This window comes from Altericista sp. CCNU0014 (genome assembly GCF_044923475.1).
Classification (GTDB): Bacteria; Cyanobacteriota; Cyanobacteriia; order Thermosynechococcales; family Thermosynechococcaceae; genus JAAURS01.
On record NZ_CP137338.1, the window covers coordinates 2,577,173 to 2,594,043 of the forward strand.

Annotated in this window: 20 protein-coding genes and 1 pseudogene; 8 read left to right on the forward strand and 13 right to left on the reverse strand. The window is 51.0% G+C overall.

The window, feature by feature from the left end; all coding sequences use genetic code 11:
- Positions 1–32 precede the first annotated feature (32 nt).
- The 5 genes and pseudogenes from R6H26_RS12605 to R6H26_RS12625 all read right to left on the reverse strand — a co-directional run bounded on the left by R6H26_RS12605 (position 33) and on the right by R6H26_RS12625 (position 2,914).
- Positions 33–371 (reverse strand): HEPN domain-containing protein, encoded by a 339-nt coding sequence (locus R6H26_RS12605; RefSeq protein ID WP_404790733.1) that lies wholly within the window; start codon positions 369–371, stop codon positions 33–35.
- A 17-nt stretch (positions 372–388) separates the two neighbouring features.
- Complete coding sequence (locus tag R6H26_RS12610) at positions 389–718, reverse strand: nucleotidyltransferase domain-containing protein (protein ID WP_404790734.1); 330 nt, start codon at positions 716–718, stop codon at positions 389–391.
- A 244-nt stretch (positions 719–962) separates the two neighbouring features.
- A pseudogene (locus R6H26_RS12615) lies at positions 963–1,984 on the reverse strand (IS630 family transposase).
- 320 nt (positions 1,985–2,304) lie between these two features.
- Entirely contained in the window at positions 2,305–2,685 is a 381-nt protein-coding gene (locus R6H26_RS12620; RefSeq protein ID WP_404790735.1) for a type II toxin-antitoxin system VapC family toxin, read from the reverse strand.
- A complete protein-coding gene (locus R6H26_RS12625; RefSeq protein WP_404790736.1) occupies positions 2,678–2,914 on the reverse strand; it encodes an AbrB/MazE/SpoVT family DNA-binding domain-containing protein in 237 nt (78 codons plus the stop codon). The genes R6H26_RS12620 and R6H26_RS12625 overlap by 8 nt, the downstream gene beginning before the upstream one ends.
- 148 nt (positions 2,915–3,062) lie before the next feature.
- Here R6H26_RS12625 and R6H26_RS12630 point away from each other — a divergent pair, with 148 nt between their 5' ends.
- Both R6H26_RS12630 and R6H26_RS12635 read left to right on the forward strand, forming a co-directional pair.
- The gene (locus R6H26_RS12630; RefSeq protein ID WP_404790737.1) at positions 3,063–3,782 is read left to right on the forward strand and encodes a carbonic anhydrase; all 720 of its coding nucleotides are present in this window, start codon (positions 3,063–3,065) and stop codon (positions 3,780–3,782) included.
- A 102-nt stretch (positions 3,783–3,884) separates the two neighbouring features.
- Positions 3,885–4,421, forward strand: a complete 537-nt coding sequence (locus R6H26_RS12635; protein WP_404790738.1) for a Uma2 family endonuclease — start codon at positions 3,885–3,887, stop codon at positions 4,419–4,421.
- Here R6H26_RS12635 and hisIE read toward each other — a convergent pair.
- Positions 4,418–5,062 (reverse strand): bifunctional phosphoribosyl-AMP cyclohydrolase/phosphoribosyl-ATP diphosphatase HisIE, encoded by a 645-nt coding sequence (gene hisIE / locus R6H26_RS12640; RefSeq protein ID WP_404790739.1) that lies wholly within the window; start codon positions 5,060–5,062, stop codon positions 4,418–4,420. The genes R6H26_RS12635 and hisIE overlap by 4 nt on opposite strands.
- Positions 5,063–5,203: 141 nt before the next feature.
- Here hisIE and R6H26_RS12645 point away from each other — a divergent pair, with 141 nt between their 5' ends.
- Positions 5,204–6,094 carry a Cof-type HAD-IIB family hydrolase gene (locus R6H26_RS12645; RefSeq protein ID WP_404790740.1) on the forward strand — a complete coding sequence of 297 codons (891 nt, stop codon included), beginning with the start codon at positions 5,204–5,206 and terminating at the stop codon, positions 6,092–6,094.
- 146 nt (positions 6,095–6,240) lie between these two features.
- On the opposite strand, the gene R6H26_RS12650 is transcribed toward R6H26_RS12645, so the two are convergent.
- From R6H26_RS12650 to R6H26_RS12660, 3 genes are all read right to left on the reverse strand, one after another.
- Entirely contained in the window at positions 6,241–7,176 is a 936-nt protein-coding gene (locus R6H26_RS12650) for a hypothetical protein (RefSeq protein ID WP_404790741.1), read from the reverse strand.
- Positions 7,177–7,232: 56 nt separating this feature from the next.
- Positions 7,233–8,510 carry a Glu/Leu/Phe/Val dehydrogenase gene (locus R6H26_RS12655; RefSeq protein WP_404790742.1) on the reverse strand — a complete coding sequence of 426 codons (1,278 nt, stop codon included), beginning with the start codon at positions 8,508–8,510 and terminating at the stop codon, positions 7,233–7,235.
- A 228-nt stretch (positions 8,511–8,738) separates the two neighbouring features.
- Positions 8,739–10,595: a tetratricopeptide repeat protein gene (locus tag R6H26_RS12660; RefSeq protein ID WP_404790743.1), complete on the reverse strand. Its 1,857-nt coding sequence runs from the start codon at positions 10,593–10,595 to the stop codon at positions 8,739–8,741.
- Between the two features lie 266 nt (positions 10,596–10,861).
- On the opposite strand from R6H26_RS12660, the gene cpeB reads away from it, so the two are divergent.
- The 3 genes from cpeB (at position 10,862) to R6H26_RS12675 (ending at position 12,921) form a co-directional block, all read left to right on the forward strand.
- The gene (gene cpeB / locus R6H26_RS12665) at positions 10,862–11,416 is read left to right on the forward strand and encodes a C-phycoerythrin subunit beta (RefSeq protein ID WP_404790744.1); all 555 of its coding nucleotides are present in this window, start codon (positions 10,862–10,864) and stop codon (positions 11,414–11,416) included.
- A 72-nt stretch (positions 11,417–11,488) separates the two neighbouring features.
- Positions 11,489–11,983, forward strand: a complete 495-nt coding sequence (locus R6H26_RS12670) for a bleomycin hydrolase (protein ID WP_404790745.1) — start codon at positions 11,489–11,491, stop codon at positions 11,981–11,983.
- 314 nt (positions 11,984–12,297) lie between these two features.
- On the forward strand, positions 12,298–12,921 hold the full coding sequence (locus tag R6H26_RS12675; protein ID WP_404790746.1) for a HEAT repeat domain-containing protein: 624 nt from the start codon (positions 12,298–12,300) through the stop codon (positions 12,919–12,921).
- Here the strand turns inward: R6H26_RS12675 and R6H26_RS12680 are convergent.
- Positions 12,918–13,580 (reverse strand): DUF1287 domain-containing protein, encoded by a 663-nt coding sequence (locus R6H26_RS12680; protein WP_404790747.1) that lies wholly within the window; start codon positions 13,578–13,580, stop codon positions 12,918–12,920. The two genes, R6H26_RS12675 and R6H26_RS12680, sit on opposite strands and share 4 nt — an antisense overlap.
- Positions 13,581–13,603: 23 nt before the next feature.
- Between R6H26_RS12680 and R6H26_RS12685 the strand changes: the two genes are divergently transcribed.
- Both R6H26_RS12685 and R6H26_RS12690 read left to right on the forward strand, forming a co-directional pair.
- A complete protein-coding gene (locus R6H26_RS12685) occupies positions 13,604–13,990 on the forward strand; it encodes a VOC family protein (RefSeq protein ID WP_404790748.1) in 387 nt (128 codons plus the stop codon).
- Positions 13,991–14,125: 135 nt separating this feature from the next.
- A complete protein-coding gene (locus R6H26_RS12690; protein ID WP_404790749.1) occupies positions 14,126–14,530 on the forward strand; it encodes a DUF1499 domain-containing protein in 405 nt (134 codons plus the stop codon).
- Between the two features lie 3 nt (positions 14,531–14,533).
- On the opposite strand, the gene R6H26_RS12695 is transcribed toward R6H26_RS12690, so the two are convergent.
- The 3 genes from R6H26_RS12695 to crtC all read right to left on the reverse strand — a co-directional run bounded on the left by R6H26_RS12695 (position 14,534) and on the right by crtC (position 16,833).
- Positions 14,534–14,944, reverse strand: coding sequence for a hypothetical protein (locus R6H26_RS12695; RefSeq protein ID WP_404790750.1), 411 nt, complete (start codon positions 14,942–14,944; stop codon positions 14,534–14,536).
- 54 nt (positions 14,945–14,998) lie between these two features.
- Positions 14,999–15,742, reverse strand: coding sequence for an HpsJ family protein (locus R6H26_RS12700; RefSeq protein ID WP_404790751.1), 744 nt, complete (start codon positions 15,740–15,742; stop codon positions 14,999–15,001).
- Positions 15,743–15,894: 152 nt separating this feature from the next.
- Complete coding sequence (crtC, locus tag R6H26_RS12705; protein ID WP_404790752.1) at positions 15,895–16,833, reverse strand: cyanoexosortase C; 939 nt, start codon at positions 16,831–16,833, stop codon at positions 15,895–15,897.
- Between the last annotated feature and the right edge of the window lie 38 nt (positions 16,834–16,871).

The window sequence follows — 16,871 nt, forward strand, 5'->3', positions numbered from 1 at the left end:
TTGGCTGAAAGTTTAGATGCGTTGCGAGACTGTTATGGCATCAAACCCAAGCTAGTACGCGCCAATGTGCGAATTCTACGACAAATGTTGACCATCTCATGAGCTGTTACTTTATCGGCAGAGGTGCCTGGATAGCGAATTTCAACGGCAAATAAGCTCAGTACTTGTACTTCAGGACGCAAAGTCTTCCAAGTGGGTTCAAGAGGGAGTAGGAGGTCGAGTAGGACGACAAGATTATGGGTTTTTCCGAATGGAATGATGGCTTCCTGCAACCGAGCTTTGAAATATTTTTCCACACATTGCTGAGCGTGAAAGCAAGCTGCATCGTAGTTGGGGGTTTTGCGCGCGTAGTTCTCTCTGGGCGGTTGCAAAGTCCCCTTCGGCTTTATTAAGCCACTCTTGCGTGAGGGGCTGCATACAAGATGGTTCCTTTGTCTACGATCTCACGGATAAAGAAGTCGTTCCAATCCAAAAGCTGCTGAATTTGAGTGGGGGTACGCACCAATAGATCGACGGCGAAATCGGGATTGGTTTGAGTTAAGATTTTCATGGCTTGATGGAAGGGTTGCCCTTTGAAGGGCATGATGACTAATAAGTCTACGTCTGAGGAATCGGTGGGCTGACCGTAGGCATAGGAGCCAAATAAGATGATTTGCTCTGGTTGAAATGTCTGAGCAATTTGCTGGCTCCATTGCAAAATTTTATGGTGCTCGATCATAGGATTTGGTTAAGGCTATGGTTGCCTTCTACTGTATCTTATCTAGCCATCTATTTCGATCGTTGAACCAGGATGGGCGATCGCAGCTTCCCTAACGAACTTATAGGCGATCGCCCCTGTTACCTATGCGGTCACAAACATTCCACTGGTTAGAGTGTTAGCTTGGACGCCATTGAGAATCGCTAATAGTTCATTATTGCTGCTATCGGTAATCAGCGCGTTTTGGATAGCAATCCCAAATCATTTATGAGAAGCAGCCATAGGTAAAAAGCTTAGGGAAATCAAATATTTGTCGATGGGTCGCAAACTCAAATAAAGCCTTGACTGCACGGAAAGATTTGCAAAGATGGTACCACTCTCGGATAAAGCGCTTCGCCTGTAACCAAATGTCCTCAATTGGATTTTGCTTGGGGTCATTGGGTGCAAACCTTATACAGGTGACTTTCCATTGTGATTACGTCAAGGTCTTGATTGATAGAGGTGAGATAGCCTCTAAACGCTCCTGAACGATGGTAGCTTGCCCCATCCCAGAGTAAGGCAATACGACGACTGGGATGTTGTTTGAGTAGATAGTCCACAAAGGCAATTGTGCTTTGAGAATTGCCTTTGTCATAGGCTTGGATCAGACATTCTTGGGTGTGGAGGTTGAGAGCCCCATAATAGGTTTGTCTCTCTCGTTCGTTTACGATGGGCACTTCAATGCGCTCCGATGTTTTGCCCCAGATGTACCCGCACAGGTCGCCCCAGAGTAGATGACATTCATCTTGGAACAAGACCACTAATTCGCCCGAATCGATTTCACCGCGATGCGCCTCTAACCAGTCCGTGATTTCCTCTTTTTTTTTGAACCAGTTCGGGGTTTGCCTTGGGATTGCGCTTTTGAGTCTTTTTCCAGCTAATCCCAGCCTCTTTGAACAGGGTGTAGTAGCTTTGCTTGGAGTCAAAGACAACCTGATACGCTTGCTCAATATGGCCTTGAAGTTCTTCAAGATTCCAGTATTTTTGAGTCTGTAGCCAGGTACATACTGCTTGGCGCTGTTGGGGGCTTAGATGCCCAACTGAGCCTAAGTGCTTCAGCTTCAGTCCCTGCACCCCTTGCTCTCTATACAGGGCTGTCCATTTGCTAATGAACCCTGAACTGACCGATAAACTCTCCTGGATTTCTCGGTGTTTATAACCGTTGAGATACATCTGTACTGCGACAGCACGCTTTAACTCACGGACATCTGGATTAGACTGGATAAAGTCTTTAAGTTCAGACAGCATCTATTTAGCATTGTTACTCTCTCTAGAGTCTCACAAATCAAATGGGATTGCTATAAATCGACGAAACTTTTGACAAGAAGCTTGTCATACTTCTTTTTTCAATACTGACTTTTTTGCAAAACCGCTCTTAAATTTATAAAATTTCACAATCGCTATCGCTTAGAGACAATTTGAAAAGTTTTTTAGGCATTACACTCGCCCCCGTTCGCTGTTGATACAGCGGGAGAAAAGGAGATCGCTTACCCACTCTATCGCTTCAGAAATAAACTTTTTCAGCCCGGCATTCTTACGCGAGCAGCTGACATAACATCAAAAGCCAGTCAACAAATCAACTCGACGCTTGCGCCAGTTGCAAGGGTTTGCCAAATTTTGTCAGCGGTCAATGCCGTTATGCCTAAATCTAAACTCAGTGCTAAGCACGCTCTGTCTCCCAGAGATAGAGGTGATGCCAAGATTTGTGCCGTTGCGGTTGCTTGATGGTAGCTAAAGTCTTTAAATTCCAATCCTAATGCCATCAGATTACGAGCGATCGCCTCAGTGGATCGACCGCGTAATACTAACTTTCTCGCAACCTCCGACCAGTTCACCACTGACATGTAGCAAACTGCATCTGTGAGAGCAGCCTGAACGCGATCTGCACCGGGTTCGTTGTTGAGTAATGCCAAAATGGCTGAGGCATCCAGAACGTAGCTGCTACTCATGGGCAGCTTCAGTGCGGCGATCGTTCAGCAGCTCTTCTACCAAAGAATCCGATGAATCAAAGGTGGCACGAAGTCGCTTAAATACATCTTCTGGTTTCTCTAGAACAAGTCGTCCCTCTTCTAAACGAGCAACTAGCTTGGATCCCGCCACAAGTCCTAGCTGCTGCCTGATCCGAGTAGGGATAACGATGCGACCCTGTTCGTTGACATTAACAATTGCTTCTGTCATACACTTGTCTGCATGTCATAATAAATCCATTCTGACATGGAAAATAGTATTCTCGTACCTATTTCTGCGGACTACCCCCTTGCCCTCGAGCATTCGTCAACGTCAGCCTTTTTTCAAGATTGTTGTCCGCCCTCAAGAGAGATTCAAGATGTCCAGTATCCCGTCAAATCGCAACCTTTCCAGGCGATCGCTGCTCAATTTCCTCGGAATTGGAACCTTAGCCACCAGTTTAGGACTGGATCTGCTCCAAAAGCGGCCCGCAGAAGCAGCAACTCTCTCCGCAGATGCGGCGCTGAAACAACTCATGGCGGGCAATCAGCGATACACAGCAGGACAGTCGATCTCCCCCGATCGCGGACTAGAACGCATTACAAGCCTCGCCCAGTCTCAAGCCCCTGTTGCCGTAATTTTAGGCTGTGCCGATTCGCGAGTGCCGCCAGAGGTGATTTTTGACCAGGGACTCGGCTCCTTATTCACCATCCGCGTTGCGGGCAATATTGTAGATGACGCCAATCTGGGCAGTATTGAGTATGCCGTTGAATCGCTCAATGTCAAACTGGTGGTGGTGCTGGGCCACGAGCGCTGCGGAGCCGTCACAGCAGCCCTGAATGCTCTAACAACGGGAACCCATCTGCCAGGACACCTTGAGGCCCTGACAAAGGCGATCGAACCGGCGATCGTTCAAGCCCAGGCAGAGCAATCCGATAACAACTTACTGGATCGAGCTGTGCGAGCCAATATTCGATCGGTCGTTCGAACGCTCTCCTCCTCGCAGCCGCTTTTGGCCCGTCGCGTCGCGCAAAAAAAACTAAAAATTGTGGGTGGCCACTACGACTTAGACTCTGGTGCCGTGGAAATGATTACCTAAAAGAACGTAGAGGATCCAAGCTAGGCTATAAATAATTTCACCTCTGCTTGTCCGGCCCGACTTATGGACGCATTTACCCTCAACTTAGCACCTTTTGTTCAAATGACCGATGACCAGTTCTTCGAACTGTGTCAGCACCATCGGGACTATCGTTTTGAGCGCACTGCATCAGGAGCCATCATTATCATGACCCCAGCCGGAGGCGAAACCAGCCGTCGTAACCTTGACTTATCCTCGCAGTTGGCTGTTTGGAATAAAAAATATAAGTTAGGCGTAGCCTTTGACTCCTCCGGAGGATTTAAGTTGCCTAATGGTGCAGAGCGATCGCCCGATACATCTTGGGTAGCAAAAGATCGCTGGGAAGCCCTTACCTTAGAACAGCGGGCTAAATTTCCGCCTCTGTGTCCTGATTTCGTCATTGAGCTGCGCTCCCCCAGCGATACCCTCTCTAAACTTCAGCAAAAAATGCAGGAGTATATACAGAACGGGGCAAGGCTGGGCTGGCTGATCGATCCGCAAACCCAACGAGTGGAAATTTACCGTCCCGGTCAGCCACCGGAAGTAGCGCTGTCGCCCAAAACGCTGTCCGGCGAAAATATCCTGCCCGGTTTTGTGTTGGATTTATCGGAAGTTTTCTAGCGCCGTCGCTCTTGCAGCTTGCGATAGACTTGCTTGATGTCTACATCGTGGTGGGCCAGCGCGACCATCGCATGAAAAAACAAATCCGCGACTTCCCCGGCGATCGCATCTCGATCGTCATCCTTGACTGCCATCACCACCTCGGCAGCCTCCTCTCCAACTTTTTTGAGGATTTTGTTGTCGCCCCCTTCCAACAGTTTGCAGGTGTAGGAATCGGGATTGGGATTGGCTTTGCGATCGCAAATCACCGCAAACACTTGAGACAGCGTATCCGCAGGCGGGGGGAGAATCTTGCCATCCACTTGGTGGAAGCAGCTTCGTTCTCCGGTGTGACAGGCAATATCGCCGATCTGCTCGACCGTGACTAAGATTGCGTCGCTATCGCAGTCGTACCGAATCGACTTCACCTGCTGGATGTGACCGGACGTTGCGCCCTTATTCCAAAATTCTTGACGGGAGCGGCTCCAGAACCAGGTTTGTCCTGTTTCTAGGGTTTTATGGAGCGATTCTGCATTCATCCAAGCCATCATGAGCACCGTGCCATCCAAGTAATCTTGAACGATCGCTGGAATGAGACCCTTCTCGTCGTAGCGGATTCGATCGAGGGGTATAGACGCCGTTGAAAAGCTGGAAGAGTCCATGATATCTGGAATAGTAGGATGGATAGAAGCTCAACTCTACGATATCACTGCCCTTACAACTGCATTGGGTAGTCTATTGACTTGCCTAAAAAACCAAGTTCCAGTACACACTAAGGTCATACCCTGTCATTGAGTTTTCCCGTGATTGAATTTTCTGCTGCTGCCTCAGCCACAACACCCTTAACCTTCGATCCCAAACGCGCGCAGGCGATTCGTCTCGTGGTACTCGATATCGATGGCACGATCGCGGGGGAAAACAACGAAATTTCACCCACCGTACGAGCAGCGGTTCGAGCCGTTCGAGAGAAGGGCATTCAGGTGGCGATCGCCACGGGTCGGATGTTCCACTCTGCATTGCGGTTCTACGACGCCCTGGATTTAGACCTGCCCTTGATGACTTATCAGGGGGCGCTGATTCAAGAACCCAAAACGGGCAAAATTCACCGCCACTGGACGCTAGCAAAATCAGCCGCATTGCAGCTCCTCGATTATTTCGAGCAGGTTGACTTTCAACAGCATCTTTCAGTCCATGCCTACGCGAACGATCGGCTTTACGTGCGGGAGGTCACCCCAGAATCTCAGCTGTATAGCGATCGTACTGGCGTAACGCTATTTCCCATCGGAGATCTGCGCCCCCTCATTCAGGAATGCGAACCGACCAAGCTATTGGCCCTCAGCCAAAATTCAGCCCATATCGATTCGCTCTACACCCATTTGCGAGCGCAATATTCGCCCGCAGAGCTGTATCTCACCAAATCCGTTGCCACCTTTTTTGAAGCAACCAATCCCCTGGTCAATAAAGGAACAGCCGTGAGGTACATTGCCGAAGAGCTGTTAGGGTTAAGCCCCCACGAGGTTTTGACCGTTGGCGATAACTTTAACGATATCGAAATGATTCAGTACGCAGGCATTGGCGTCGCCATGGGGAACGCACCCGAACCCGTCAAAGCGTTTGCCGATTGGGTTGCCCCGGATGTGGAATCGAACGGCGCGGCGATCGCCCTTTCAAAAATCTTGCTTGGCGAAGCGTAAAGATCAAAAAAGGCACCGACGACTTTCCGTGTTTCGTCTCGGTGCCTTCTCTGGTTCACGCCTCACACCCGAACATCGTAGCGAAGGTTGTCCGAGTTGTCACCCCTCCATCATAAAGCAGATCGAATGCAAATGAGTCTGTGCGCCTACAGTTCCGCAGGCGCGTCGAGCTGCAGCACATCCTCTAAGACAAACGCCAGCACTTTTCTGACAATGGCGATCAGGGCAAATCTCGAGCGGGCCAGCGCTGGCGAAGTCTCTCGAACGTCCCCAAATAGCCTGCATTCGCGATAAAAGTCGCAAAATAATTGACTCCAAACCCATGCCTGCTTGCGAAGGTGTTTCTGGGGGAGACTCCATTCCAGCCTGGTTTCGGAACCCAGCACCTTCAAAAGCCGATTGCCGTAGATTGCTTTCTGTGGCGATAGAGACTGGGGAAACTGCATCAGCGCTCGCAGCAGTGCTTGCTCGGGTTTCGCTTGCAGGAGCAGTTCGCCCGTGGGGGTTTGCCAGCATGAAGGATCCCCAAGATCGCCTATATCGTCAAGCGGGAGGCATTTTTCTTGCCGCGCTAGGCGCAGCAAACTACAGCAGCGGGCATGGGCGTACTGCAACTCAAACAGGACCGGGTCGCGACTGATTCCTGACTCCATTTTCCGAGACCCCTCCTCCGCTCGCGCGGGCAACCAGAGTTCTGGAGCCGCGCCGACCAAGGTTTGAAGCCATTTTGCCAGGTCTTGCGGGCCGAAGGACACATAGAGCCAGCCCTCGGGGTGCATCCACAATGCCGGGGCAAAGTCCGAATCGCGAGTTTGACAGGTCAGGGATCGAACGATCGCGGCTCCTATGGTTTGGGCTGAATGGTCTCCTCGCTTCGACCATTGTAAAGGGAACGGCGAGGCAAAGGTGCCAAATTGGCGATCGCTCTGGGAAAATAACGGCAGAGGAATCGCGTCCGAGCCAGCAATCGCAATATTCTCTAACTCCACCCGAACCAATCGGTCGGCTAACCACTGCACTAACGAAGGGTACCGAATCACTGCAATGGTCCGATCTGAGTCCATGAAATCCGTGGATGCCAATAGCGTTCGGCCTTTATGGCACTAAGCTTAGCGCACTCGAGGTCCTGTGCATTTTATCAATGGACGTAGTAATCGCGGGTGCCCTTGGCAGAAATCGCTTCTCCAATCCGCTCTAGGGCTAACACATAGCCCGCCGTCCGCAGCGAAATTCCCTGCTGCTGGGAAATTTGCCAGATTTCTTCTGTAGCCCTTACCATCCGTTTTTTAAGCTGCGTATAAACCTCTGCTTCAGACCAGTAGAGACCGCTGCGATTTTGAACCCATTCAAAGTAGCTCACCGTCACTCCACCCGCATTCACCAAAATATCGGGAAAGATGAGGGTACCATTCTGCTTTAGAACTTCATCCGCAGCGGACGAGATCGGCCCATTGGCCACTTCAAAAATATACTTTGCCCGGATCCGATGGGCATTTGCATCCGTAATTTGATTCTCAAGGGCGGCAGGAATCAAGATGTCCACATCCAAAGCTAGAAGATCTTCGTTTGAGATAATCGCGTGCTCTACGACGCTGCACACGCTTCCTTCGCAGTACACGGCATTAATCCTGCGATTGGAATCCTTGTAGTGCACAATACTCGGAATATCTAGGCCTTGGGATGCATAAATGCCGCCTTGGGAGTCGCTAACGGCCACAATGCGGTATCCAGCTTTGGCCAACTCGACGGCCAGGATACTCCCTGCATTACCAAAGCCTTGAATCGCAACGGTTGTATCGGATGGCGTCAATTCTAATAGCGGGGCGATCGCATCGATCGTCATAAAAGCACCCAGACCCGTTGCGGTATCGCGCCCCGCACTTCCCCCCATAGAGATAGGCTTTCCAGTTACGACAGCGCGCTCGATCCTCCGCTGAATCACGTTGTACTGATCCATCATCCAACCCATAATCATCGGGTTGGTGTAGACATCGGGGGCGAGGATATCCACATCCGGGCCAATGAAATCGGCGATCGCATCGATATAACCGCGACTGAGCCGTTCTAGCTCCATCTTAGAGAGGGATTTTGGGTCTAAGGTAATGCCGCCCTTGCCGCCACCAAAGGGCAGATCGAGCACGGCACACTTGAACGTCATCCAAAAGGCTAGAGACTGCACTTCATCTTGCGATACGTGGGGATGGTAGCGCACGCCGCCCTTGGTAGGGCCGCGGGTATCGTCATAGCGCACGCGGTAGCCTTGAAAAACCCTGAGAGAGCCATCGTCCATACGGACGGGGATTGAAACGGCCAAAGAAGACTTTGGATGGCGGAGGTAGGCGAGAGCATCTTCAGGTAAATCGACGTACTGAAGTGCTTTTTCAAGACGCTGACTGGCATCTGCAAAAAGCTGCATAATATTCCCTTTATTGCTTGAAACGATCGCTGGGTTTCTAGGCGTTAACTCTAGGTTAGGAAGGAAATGAACGTAAAAGAACGATATGTTGCCAGAAATTATTGAAAGTTTTGGCTTTGTTAGAAAAGTATCGGATTTGTCTGAAGTCACTTCACTACCCCCAAGCCTTCGGCTATGGGCGGAGCACTGTGACGGATCTTGGTCGGCTTTGCCTGGAGTAGATTCAATCTAATCTTGAGAAGTTGCGCTCAGAAGGTGGAGGGCATGGTCAAATCCATCCACCCCAATGAAGGGAAGCAACCCAGCTCGACATTGCCGTACAGCCGCTGCAAATGCCTCTGCGCCCATCCGACCTTTCACCACGCGCAACAAACCCATGGGCTGACTTTGCTCGGGAGCCTGGATCTGTTCTAAACCGTACAGACTTAACAACCCCGCACCGATCGCCTGGGGATAATCGCCCAGTCGATAGTAGCTTTCAGCCAGGTAGGACCAGTTCAGCCCTTGCAGGTACAAGTCGCCGGAGCGCTGGGCAGCCTGTAGCCCCTGTTGAAGGTACAAAATGGCTTCTTCGTGCTGCTCTAGCAAGCCGTAGGCAATGCCCAAACTGTTGCAGCACAGCGATTGACTTTGGCGATCGCCCAATTGCTCGGACAATCTCAATCCTTCCTTGAGATAGCCGATGGACACGTCTGACGCTTCCGGGATCAACCGCTCGATCTGCTGCGCCGTTAGGATTTGAGCGTAGCCCAAATTTGTGAGGGCATTGGCCTCACCCAAGCGATCGCCCCGCTGCCTGGCCAAAACTAAAGCCCGTTGCGCGGAGCCGATCGCGTTCGTATACAGCTTTTGAGAGAGGTACGTTCGGCTGATGTGATTGAGGTTGGCAATTTCGCAGGGCGTATCATTTGCTGTGTGGGCGATTTCAAGAGCCTGCTGGTGGAATTCTAGCGATCGCTCGATCTGTCCCATCGCCCGTTGCGAATAACCGAGCAGCGTCAGCATCCGCGCCTTTTCTTGGGTTCCATCTGCCTGACGGAGCGGTTCGTCCAAGTAAGCGAGCGCATCTTGAAGGTGACGGCCTGACAGAAGGGCAAATACGCCGCCGTAGAGCGGGAAGTAAGGCCGCTGGGTAAAAGCGCGCAGGGTTTGGAGCGCCATCTGGAAGCAGCCTTGAGAGAGCGGTTCGCGGTTGTAAACGTTTACAGAAGTAGCTTGCTCGATTCCGGCAGACAGCTGGCCCCAAAGGACGGCAAAGGAAAGAAAGGTGGCAATACTTTGCTGGGTGCCCCATTTAGAATCGTAGGGCTGCTGCTCGAACCAAGTGACGAGACCGCGCTGGGTCAGCTGAAGCGCGAGGGCAAGGTCTATCCAATCCTGAAGAGTATGGTCTACTCCATTCAAACTATCGGTAACGGGCTGGTTGAGAGCCAATCCCTGAAATAGCGATTGCAGGAGCGGGCTGCTCACCTGCTGCGCCCACAGTTGCCAGGGACCGCGCTGGCCGGGGGTGCCTTCAAAGCCTAAATTGTCACGGCTTTGTTCGTACATCCAGCTGATGAGGTGAGGTTCCAGGGCCTTCCAGGAAGCCAATCCAGCTCGAATGCCCGAAATAACCTGCTGAAGGCTTGCATTCGCGTCGCCCATCATTGAGGCGGCTTGTTTTAGGGTGCTGGCGAGCTGCTTGAGTTGTTCTAGGTTGAGGGGCTGGGCCTGATTTGCATCCAGCACTTTCACCAAGGCTGCGAAATATCGATCGGGCTCGGATCTGAGAATGACTTGGGCTGAAGCGGCGATCGCGTTGCTGGCACCCCGATCTTTTTGGTAGCGTTCCCATTCACCCTGAATGGTCTTGAGCGCCCTCAAGCTGCGGGTGGCTTTAGCTTGTTTGATTTCATCGACAGCATTGGTGACAGCTAATTGAGTGGCAGATAACTGCTCTTGCAGGCATTCGTCCAAAATTTCGGCTGAATCGGGTTCGAGATCTTGCACCAGTTCGCGATAGACCTGCTCTTTGGAAGGTAGGTGTCCTTTAAGAACTTTTTCGACCAGTTGAGTTAGGAGCGTTTGGTAGCGATCGCGCAAAGGACCATCCTCGGAGAGCAAAATTCGTCCGTGCCTTCGATGATAACAGCCCTAGGAGATCGAGACAGAATGCAGCCCGTTGAGGGCACTTTAAACTCGACTCACCGTGCGGCCTCAAAGCAAACAAAGGACATTAAGGATTATTGCTTCGCTGTTCGAAACAGAGGCGATATTGCCCACCCTATTGAATGAGCCAGCATAGTTTTTGCATTACTTCAATGCCAGCGCAATACAAATTTATAGATCGTAGTTTTCAGGAGAGCGAAATGCTTGATGCCTTTTCTAGAGTTGTAGTCGAAGCGAATGCCAGCATATCCACTGTAGACGATATCAACACGCTCAAAGCGTTTATCGCCACTGGCAACCGTCGTTTAGATGCTGTCAATTCAATTTCTAGCAACGCTAGCTGCATGGTATCCGATGCAGTGGCCGGGATGATTTGCGAAAACCAAAGCCTGGTTCAAGCAGGCGGTAACTGCTACCCCAACCGTCGGATGGCTGCCTGCTTGCGCGATGCTGAAATTATCCTTCGCTGCGTGACCTACGCCCTCCTGGCTGGCGACCCCTCTTCCTTAGATACTCGCTGCTTGGACGGCCTCAAAGAAACCTATACGGCCCTCGGCGTCCCCAGCACCTCCATCGTTCGCGCCCTTCAAATTATGAAGGCCCAAGCTGCCGCTCACATCCAAGACACCCCCAGCGAAGAGCATGCAGGCTCTAAACCTCGCAAAATGGGTCCTCCCATCGCGGAAGACCGCTGCGCCAACTTGGTTGCTGAAGTCTGTAGCTACTTCGACCGCGCGATCGCAGCGCTGAGCTAAACGGACGGACCCTCTGAAGTGACTCGAGCCTGAATCATAACGTCGCAGTGAAAATTTTTGGAGATCTAAGCCATGAAATCAGTTATTACCAACGTCATTGAAGCTGCCGATGCAGCAGGTCGTTTCCCCAGTGCCTCCGACCTAGACGCCGTTCAGGGTTCGATTCAGCGAGCCACGGCCCGTCTAGAGGCAGCTGAAAAGCTCGTAGAAAACCTCGATCGAGTAGCCCAAGCAGCCTACGATGCCTGTATTGGGAAGTATTCTTACTTGAACAGTCCCGGCGAAGCAAATTCCACCGATACATTCAAGGCGAAGTGCTCCCGCGATATCAAGCACTACATGCGTTTGGTCCATTATTGTCTCGTAGCAGGCGGCACTGGACCGATGGATGAATGGGGCATTGCAGGCCAGCGAGAAGTTTATCGTTCTCTAAACCTGCCGACTGCTCCCTACGTTGAAGCCATGCGCTACGCCCGTCACTACGGCGGTGCGCTCTGCGATATGTCCGAGCTGGCATTGACGGAGTACAATTTAGTGCTCGACTATACGATCGACGCGCTATCCTAACCTAGTAGTCCAGCTCGGGTTCGACTGTCATTCGGTTGGAACGGAATTGAATCCGCCTTTAAAGCTCGACGGTTCTCGGCCTTTGCTTTGCCCGTTGAGGTACGGTCGCGGCCCAAAACCCAGGCAACTGGTTTTATGGCGGGCGGATGGTTGGCAAAGCCAATGGCTCATCGCGTTTCCAGTCTCTTTCAATTCGCTCGGCAAACCGATCTACGCCAAGATGGGATTTCAAGAGAGCAACGAGATGTTTCTAGACCTCCGTTCGCCTTCGTAAGCGAGACTCGCCTGTCGACCGTTCTAAGGCCCTGAAATCCATGTCCGCAGAAGCATCCTTCCAACAACTCAAGCATCCCAATCCCCACCTGCGCGATCGCGCAATGGCAGAAATTGCCGAGCATCGGGATGAAACGACTATTCCTCGACTCGTGCAGATTTTGGACGAAGAAGATACCACCTACCGCCGGGCAGCCGTCAAAGCCTTGGGGGCGATCGGTCATGATGCCGTGCCAACCTTAGTCGCAGCATTACTCAACAGCAGCAACCCCATCGTGCGGGGGAGCGCTGCCAAGGCGATCGCGCAAGTCGTCATCAACCATCCTGACATTCCCCTTTCAAAGGAAGGGATCCAGGGTCTCAAAACCGCCCTCGACGACCCCAACCCCGTCGTCCATATTGCGGCAGTGATGGCCCTCGGGGAAATGGGCGCGACCGCCGTCGAGATTTTGATTGAGTCCTTGCAAACGACGGACAATCCAGCCTTAGGCGTATCTCTGGTTAACGCCCTGGGTTCCATTGGCGACCCGCGCGGGTTGACCGTGTTGGCCCATCTCATTGACGATCGAGATGCCGATTCCTACGTGCGAGAATCTGCTGCCAGTGCCCTATCTCGCTTGGAAATGATGGCAAAGGTCAATTTTGAGGGGCAACCGTCAAACTAAGTCTCGCCAATCCCTCGATAGTGACCGATAATCGGCCAATTCAGCAAAACATCCTCCAGCCGCGTCCCCGCGCCAATGTTGTGCACGACCGAAAATTGGCCCGTCTGAGCCGATTTATAGTGGCTCACGATGCCGATATGTTCTTGCCCGTCGCCTAAATTCCAGGTCACAACATCCCCCGGCAGATAGTCTTCTTTGCGCTTCGTGATGGCGATCGCCTTGCCTTGGCGCTCGAAATACTTCATCAAATTCGGGACGCGACGGCGATCGATGTTCGGATCCGGTCCACTCAGCCCCCAATACTGCGGATATGCTGCAAAATTGCGCTTCATATCTTCGTGGACGTCTTGCTGCAAGTCAACCCCAATGGCACGGAACGCCCGAATCACCACGTCGGTACAGACGCCGCTTTCGCGGGGGACGTCCCCACCGGGATAGGCGATCGCCACATAGGCCGGGTCGTAGCTGCGGGTGTACTTTGTTTGTTCCATCGCAGCTTGCAAGACCTGCTTCAACTTAGGCGAAGCAACCTGAGTTTCAATCGGCGTCGCACTCACAAACGGTGGGATTTTTGGCTGAGCGCAGCCCGCAACACCCATCAAAATACTGCTCGATAACAGCAGCTTCCCGATAAAAAGCCCTTTATAATTGACCATCATTACTGTCTTGGCTGTCTAGAATTGTGAATTTGGGCCATACCGCTATTTTTGTTACCATAGCCGACTCGGACGATCATACGCTCGCCCGTTTCTATCGAAATTTACTGGGCCAAGATCCGATCGTAGATATCCCTAATGTCTATACTGAATTCGTCCTATCCGGGATGCGGCTCGGCCTCTTTAAACCGAGCGACGCCCACCGGACAGAATTCGCGTCTGCCTCTAGCGGCAGCATGAGTTTGTGCATTGAAGTCGAGAATTTAGAAGCGGCGATCGCCCATCTCACAACGCTCGGATATCCTCCCCCCGGAGCGATCCAGCACGCCTCCCACGGTCGCGAAATCTACGGTTACGACCCCCAAAACAACCGCATTATTCTCCATGAATCGGGGGGTGTCGTGTTAGGGTAAGCAAAAGCAGAACGGGCAATTATGGGCAATCGGTTCAAGTCAGCAGTTTGTACGATCTTTCTAATTCTGAGCTGTTGGGGGTTCGTGCCTGCCACAGCTTCGGCCTATCCACTGATTCAATCCCCGCAAAATCCTATGGCTATCCTGTCTTTCCCCGGCACCCGTCCCAGCAACCTAGGCGTTCAAAACGGTCAACTTGCGGCCTGCCCCAATACGCCAAATTGCGTTTCGAGCCAAGCACCTGCTGCGGACAAAGAACACAGCATCGCGCCCATTGCTTATACGGGTGATGGGAAAACGGCGATCGCCAAGCTCAAAGCCTTCATTGAAGGGTCAGAGCGTACGAAGATCGTCCAGGCTGACGATAACTACCTCTACGCAGAATTCGCCAGCAAACTCATGGGCTTTGTCGATGACGTCGAATTTTATGCCGATGACAGCGCCAAGGTGATTCATGTGCGTTCGGCATCTCGGCTAGGTCAATCCGATTTGGGCGTGAATCGCAAACGAATAGAAGAGATTCGCGCGACGTTTGCCTGAGTCTTAGGATCGACCATTGGGATTTCTCATGCTTTCTTCTAACTCCTCTAAGGTCTGAAGGAGCAGCCTTTTGGCTTGGAGTTTCCACCCCCAGCGCTGCAGGGCGATCGCCGCCGCCCCACCGCCTAAGGTCGCCAGAAAATCCAGAGGTTGCATAAAGGAAATTCCGGTCAGCAAACCCAGTCCGGCAATTCCCCAGAACGGGAGGGCGACGGCCTGTCGCTGTTCTGCTACTAGCTTGCCGAAACCTCCTGCTGGCATCTCCGCTATCAGCACCTCTTTAATCTGCCGTTGTTCTGCAACAGGTACCGACAGCGCAATTTTACGGCGCAGTTTTTCAATCTTGCGTGCATCCGTGCTGTATTGGGTCAGCTCGTCTTCTGCCATCAAGATGGAGCGCTCTAAATTTGACATTGTATTTGTCTTGTCCTTTACCCTAGCGTGTACTCATAAGCATAAATGATGTTGTCAATTGTAACGCCGTACCTCCGTTGTACCGCGCCACAGAATAACAAACAAAACACCAGACAACAACGCCCGCAAGTTCCATTTCAGCGAATTCTTGAGCAAATTCTTTCGCTGCGTAGACCGGGCCTCTTGTATTTTTGCTTTAAGCTGTTTTTTCCCTTTTTCTAAAAACTCAGAAAAACGCTGTTTTGCGACCTGAAATTCCCGATCGTCCTTAATGTTAGGAGTTCGTCCTTGGCTGTCGAAGCGGCTCAAGAAAACTTCCATTTGCTCGATTGTTTTTACAGACTGGAATACTTGCTCGGCCAGTTCTAATTTTGTCCTCGTATCATTACCTTCTTGAGTAATTTTTTCGTTATTCTGACGGTCGATTTGCACGGTGCTCGAAATACCAAATATCATCAAAATAAAATAAGCAAATCCCAAGATAAGCGCTAAATAAGATAAAACCCTTAAAGTCAAGATTTCTCCTCTAGAACGAAGCGAGTAATCTCCAACAAATACTAATCCAAAACCAATCAAAGGAAGCGTTACGCGTTCGACTAAATTCCTGAAAACACCAAACTCCCAAACTGGATTTCCAAAGTTAGGCGGCAGCAAAATCGTGACAACGTCAGTCAGAAAGAAAACCAAGAAGCCATAGCCGACCCAATTTAAAGCCCTGAGAGTTTTTCTCGTTTTTATAGGATTTTTGCGAAGTTCTTCAATATTATTGAATAGTGTTTTTTCGGAAGAATCATCCATGATAATAGTTATTAATGACTTGAGAAGTAAACCATACTATATCGACATAGCAGTTCCTAACGGAGCTCGAGAGTGCATAAACACTAAATTTTGAATATCTCATCCCTACAAGGATAAGGCTAAAAGCACGCTCTACAAGCTTTACCAACTTACTAACCCATCATTTTAGTTGCTTTTTCCCGACGGGATTGCACTTTTTGATGGTCGATCATTGCCATCAGTGCGTAGTAATAAATGGTCAGCAAGATTCCTACAAAAATTTGGCCACCCCAAAAACCATGCCAAAAATCAAACCATCCCTTGCCCCAATACACGTAGGCAACGGTCACTAGCATTAAACGCGGAATGTTGAACAGCATCGCCAAAATAGAAGCCACCAACATCGAAACCATGGTCTGGAGTGGTTTTTGTTTGTATACGATGCCAAGAAATAACCCGATTGCCGCAATGGTAATGGCCATGTCTAGCCCATTACATCCCCAGCCGACCTTAACAGACCCTTCTGGGAACTCGATCAGACTTCCTGACTGCGTTGCGGGAAACCCCATCCATCGCAATGTTAGGCCGGTTATCCAAGCCATCGTATTTTCCAGCCATCCAGAAGGCGTCAACAGCTCCCAAACAAATCGCGAGATAATGCCTATGCGCGGGTAGACGGTCAGGGCAATAAAGAAGCTCGGGAGCGGGAAGCGGATAAATACAGCACTACCCCAGGTGCTCAGCGCAATGCCTACTAATATTGCGAGCCAGACTAGGGACTGAGGCCACATCGCAAAAAGACACCAGGGGAAAAACACCACACCTGCAACAATCAGCAGGTGTCCGATCGCGCGGCTTTCTCTAGAGGCCTTCAGGTTGCGCAGGTGCTGGCGTTTTTGCCAAACTTCAAAACCAGCCAGAGCCAACATGCAGGCGATCAAAACTCCGCCCACTTTTCCGCGTAAGGCTTGCGGAATTAGGTATCCCAGCCAGGTTGGCAGATAACACAATCCAATCGTCAAACCAATTAAGACCAAAATGCCGTGGAATGTCTTAACTGATTTTTGAAGCCAAATATGAGTTGTCTTTTGAAGCTGAGCTAGCCAAGCCATTAACAAAAAGCTCAATATTATTACGAGCTGAATCGTTC

What these genes read in the sequence shown, in the direction of transcription:
- crtC (WP_404790752.1), bottom strand. Translation starts at nt 16,833, where the DNA reads ATGGCTTGGCTAGCTCAGCTTCAAAAGACAACTCATATTTGGCTTCAA.
- R6H26_RS12680 (WP_404790747.1), bottom strand. Translation starts at nt 13,580, where the DNA reads ATGATGGTCAATTATAAAGGGCTTTTTATCGGGAAGCTGCTGTTATCG.
- R6H26_RS12655 (WP_404790742.1), bottom strand. Translation starts at nt 8,510, where the DNA reads ATGCAGCTTTTTGCAGATGCCAGTCAGCGTCTTGAAAAAGCACTTCAG.
- R6H26_RS12630 (WP_404790737.1), top strand. Translation starts at nt 3,063, where the DNA reads ATGTCCAGTATCCCGTCAAATCGCAACCTTTCCAGGCGATCGCTGCTC.
- R6H26_RS12690 (WP_404790749.1), top strand. Translation starts at nt 14,126, where the DNA reads ATGGCTATCCTGTCTTTCCCCGGCACCCGTCCCAGCAACCTAGGCGTT.
- R6H26_RS12610 (WP_404790734.1), bottom strand. Translation starts at nt 718, where the DNA reads ATGATCGAGCACCATAAAATTTTGCAATGGAGCCAGCAAATTGCTCAG.
- R6H26_RS12675 (WP_404790746.1), top strand. Translation starts at nt 12,298, where the DNA reads ATGTCCGCAGAAGCATCCTTCCAACAACTCAAGCATCCCAATCCCCAC.
- R6H26_RS12670 (WP_404790745.1), top strand. Translation starts at nt 11,489, where the DNA reads ATGAAATCAGTTATTACCAACGTCATTGAAGCTGCCGATGCAGCAGGT.
- R6H26_RS12625 (WP_404790736.1), bottom strand. Translation starts at nt 2,914, where the DNA reads ATGACAGAAGCAATTGTTAATGTCAACGAACAGGGTCGCATCGTTATC.
- R6H26_RS12700 (WP_404790751.1), bottom strand. Translation starts at nt 15,742, where the DNA reads ATGGATGATTCTTCCGAAAAAACACTATTCAATAATATTGAAGAACTT.
- R6H26_RS12635 (WP_404790738.1), top strand. Translation starts at nt 3,885, where the DNA reads ATGACCGATGACCAGTTCTTCGAACTGTGTCAGCACCATCGGGACTAT.
- hisIE (WP_404790739.1), bottom strand. Translation starts at nt 5,062, where the DNA reads ATGGACTCTTCCAGCTTTTCAACGGCGTCTATACCCCTCGATCGAATC.
- R6H26_RS12620 (WP_404790735.1), bottom strand. Translation starts at nt 2,685, where the DNA reads ATGAGTAGCAGCTACGTTCTGGATGCCTCAGCCATTTTGGCATTACTC.
- cpeB (WP_404790744.1), top strand. Translation starts at nt 10,862, where the DNA reads ATGCTTGATGCCTTTTCTAGAGTTGTAGTCGAAGCGAATGCCAGCATA.
- R6H26_RS12695 (WP_404790750.1), bottom strand. Translation starts at nt 14,944, where the DNA reads ATGTCAAATTTAGAGCGCTCCATCTTGATGGCAGAAGACGAGCTGACC.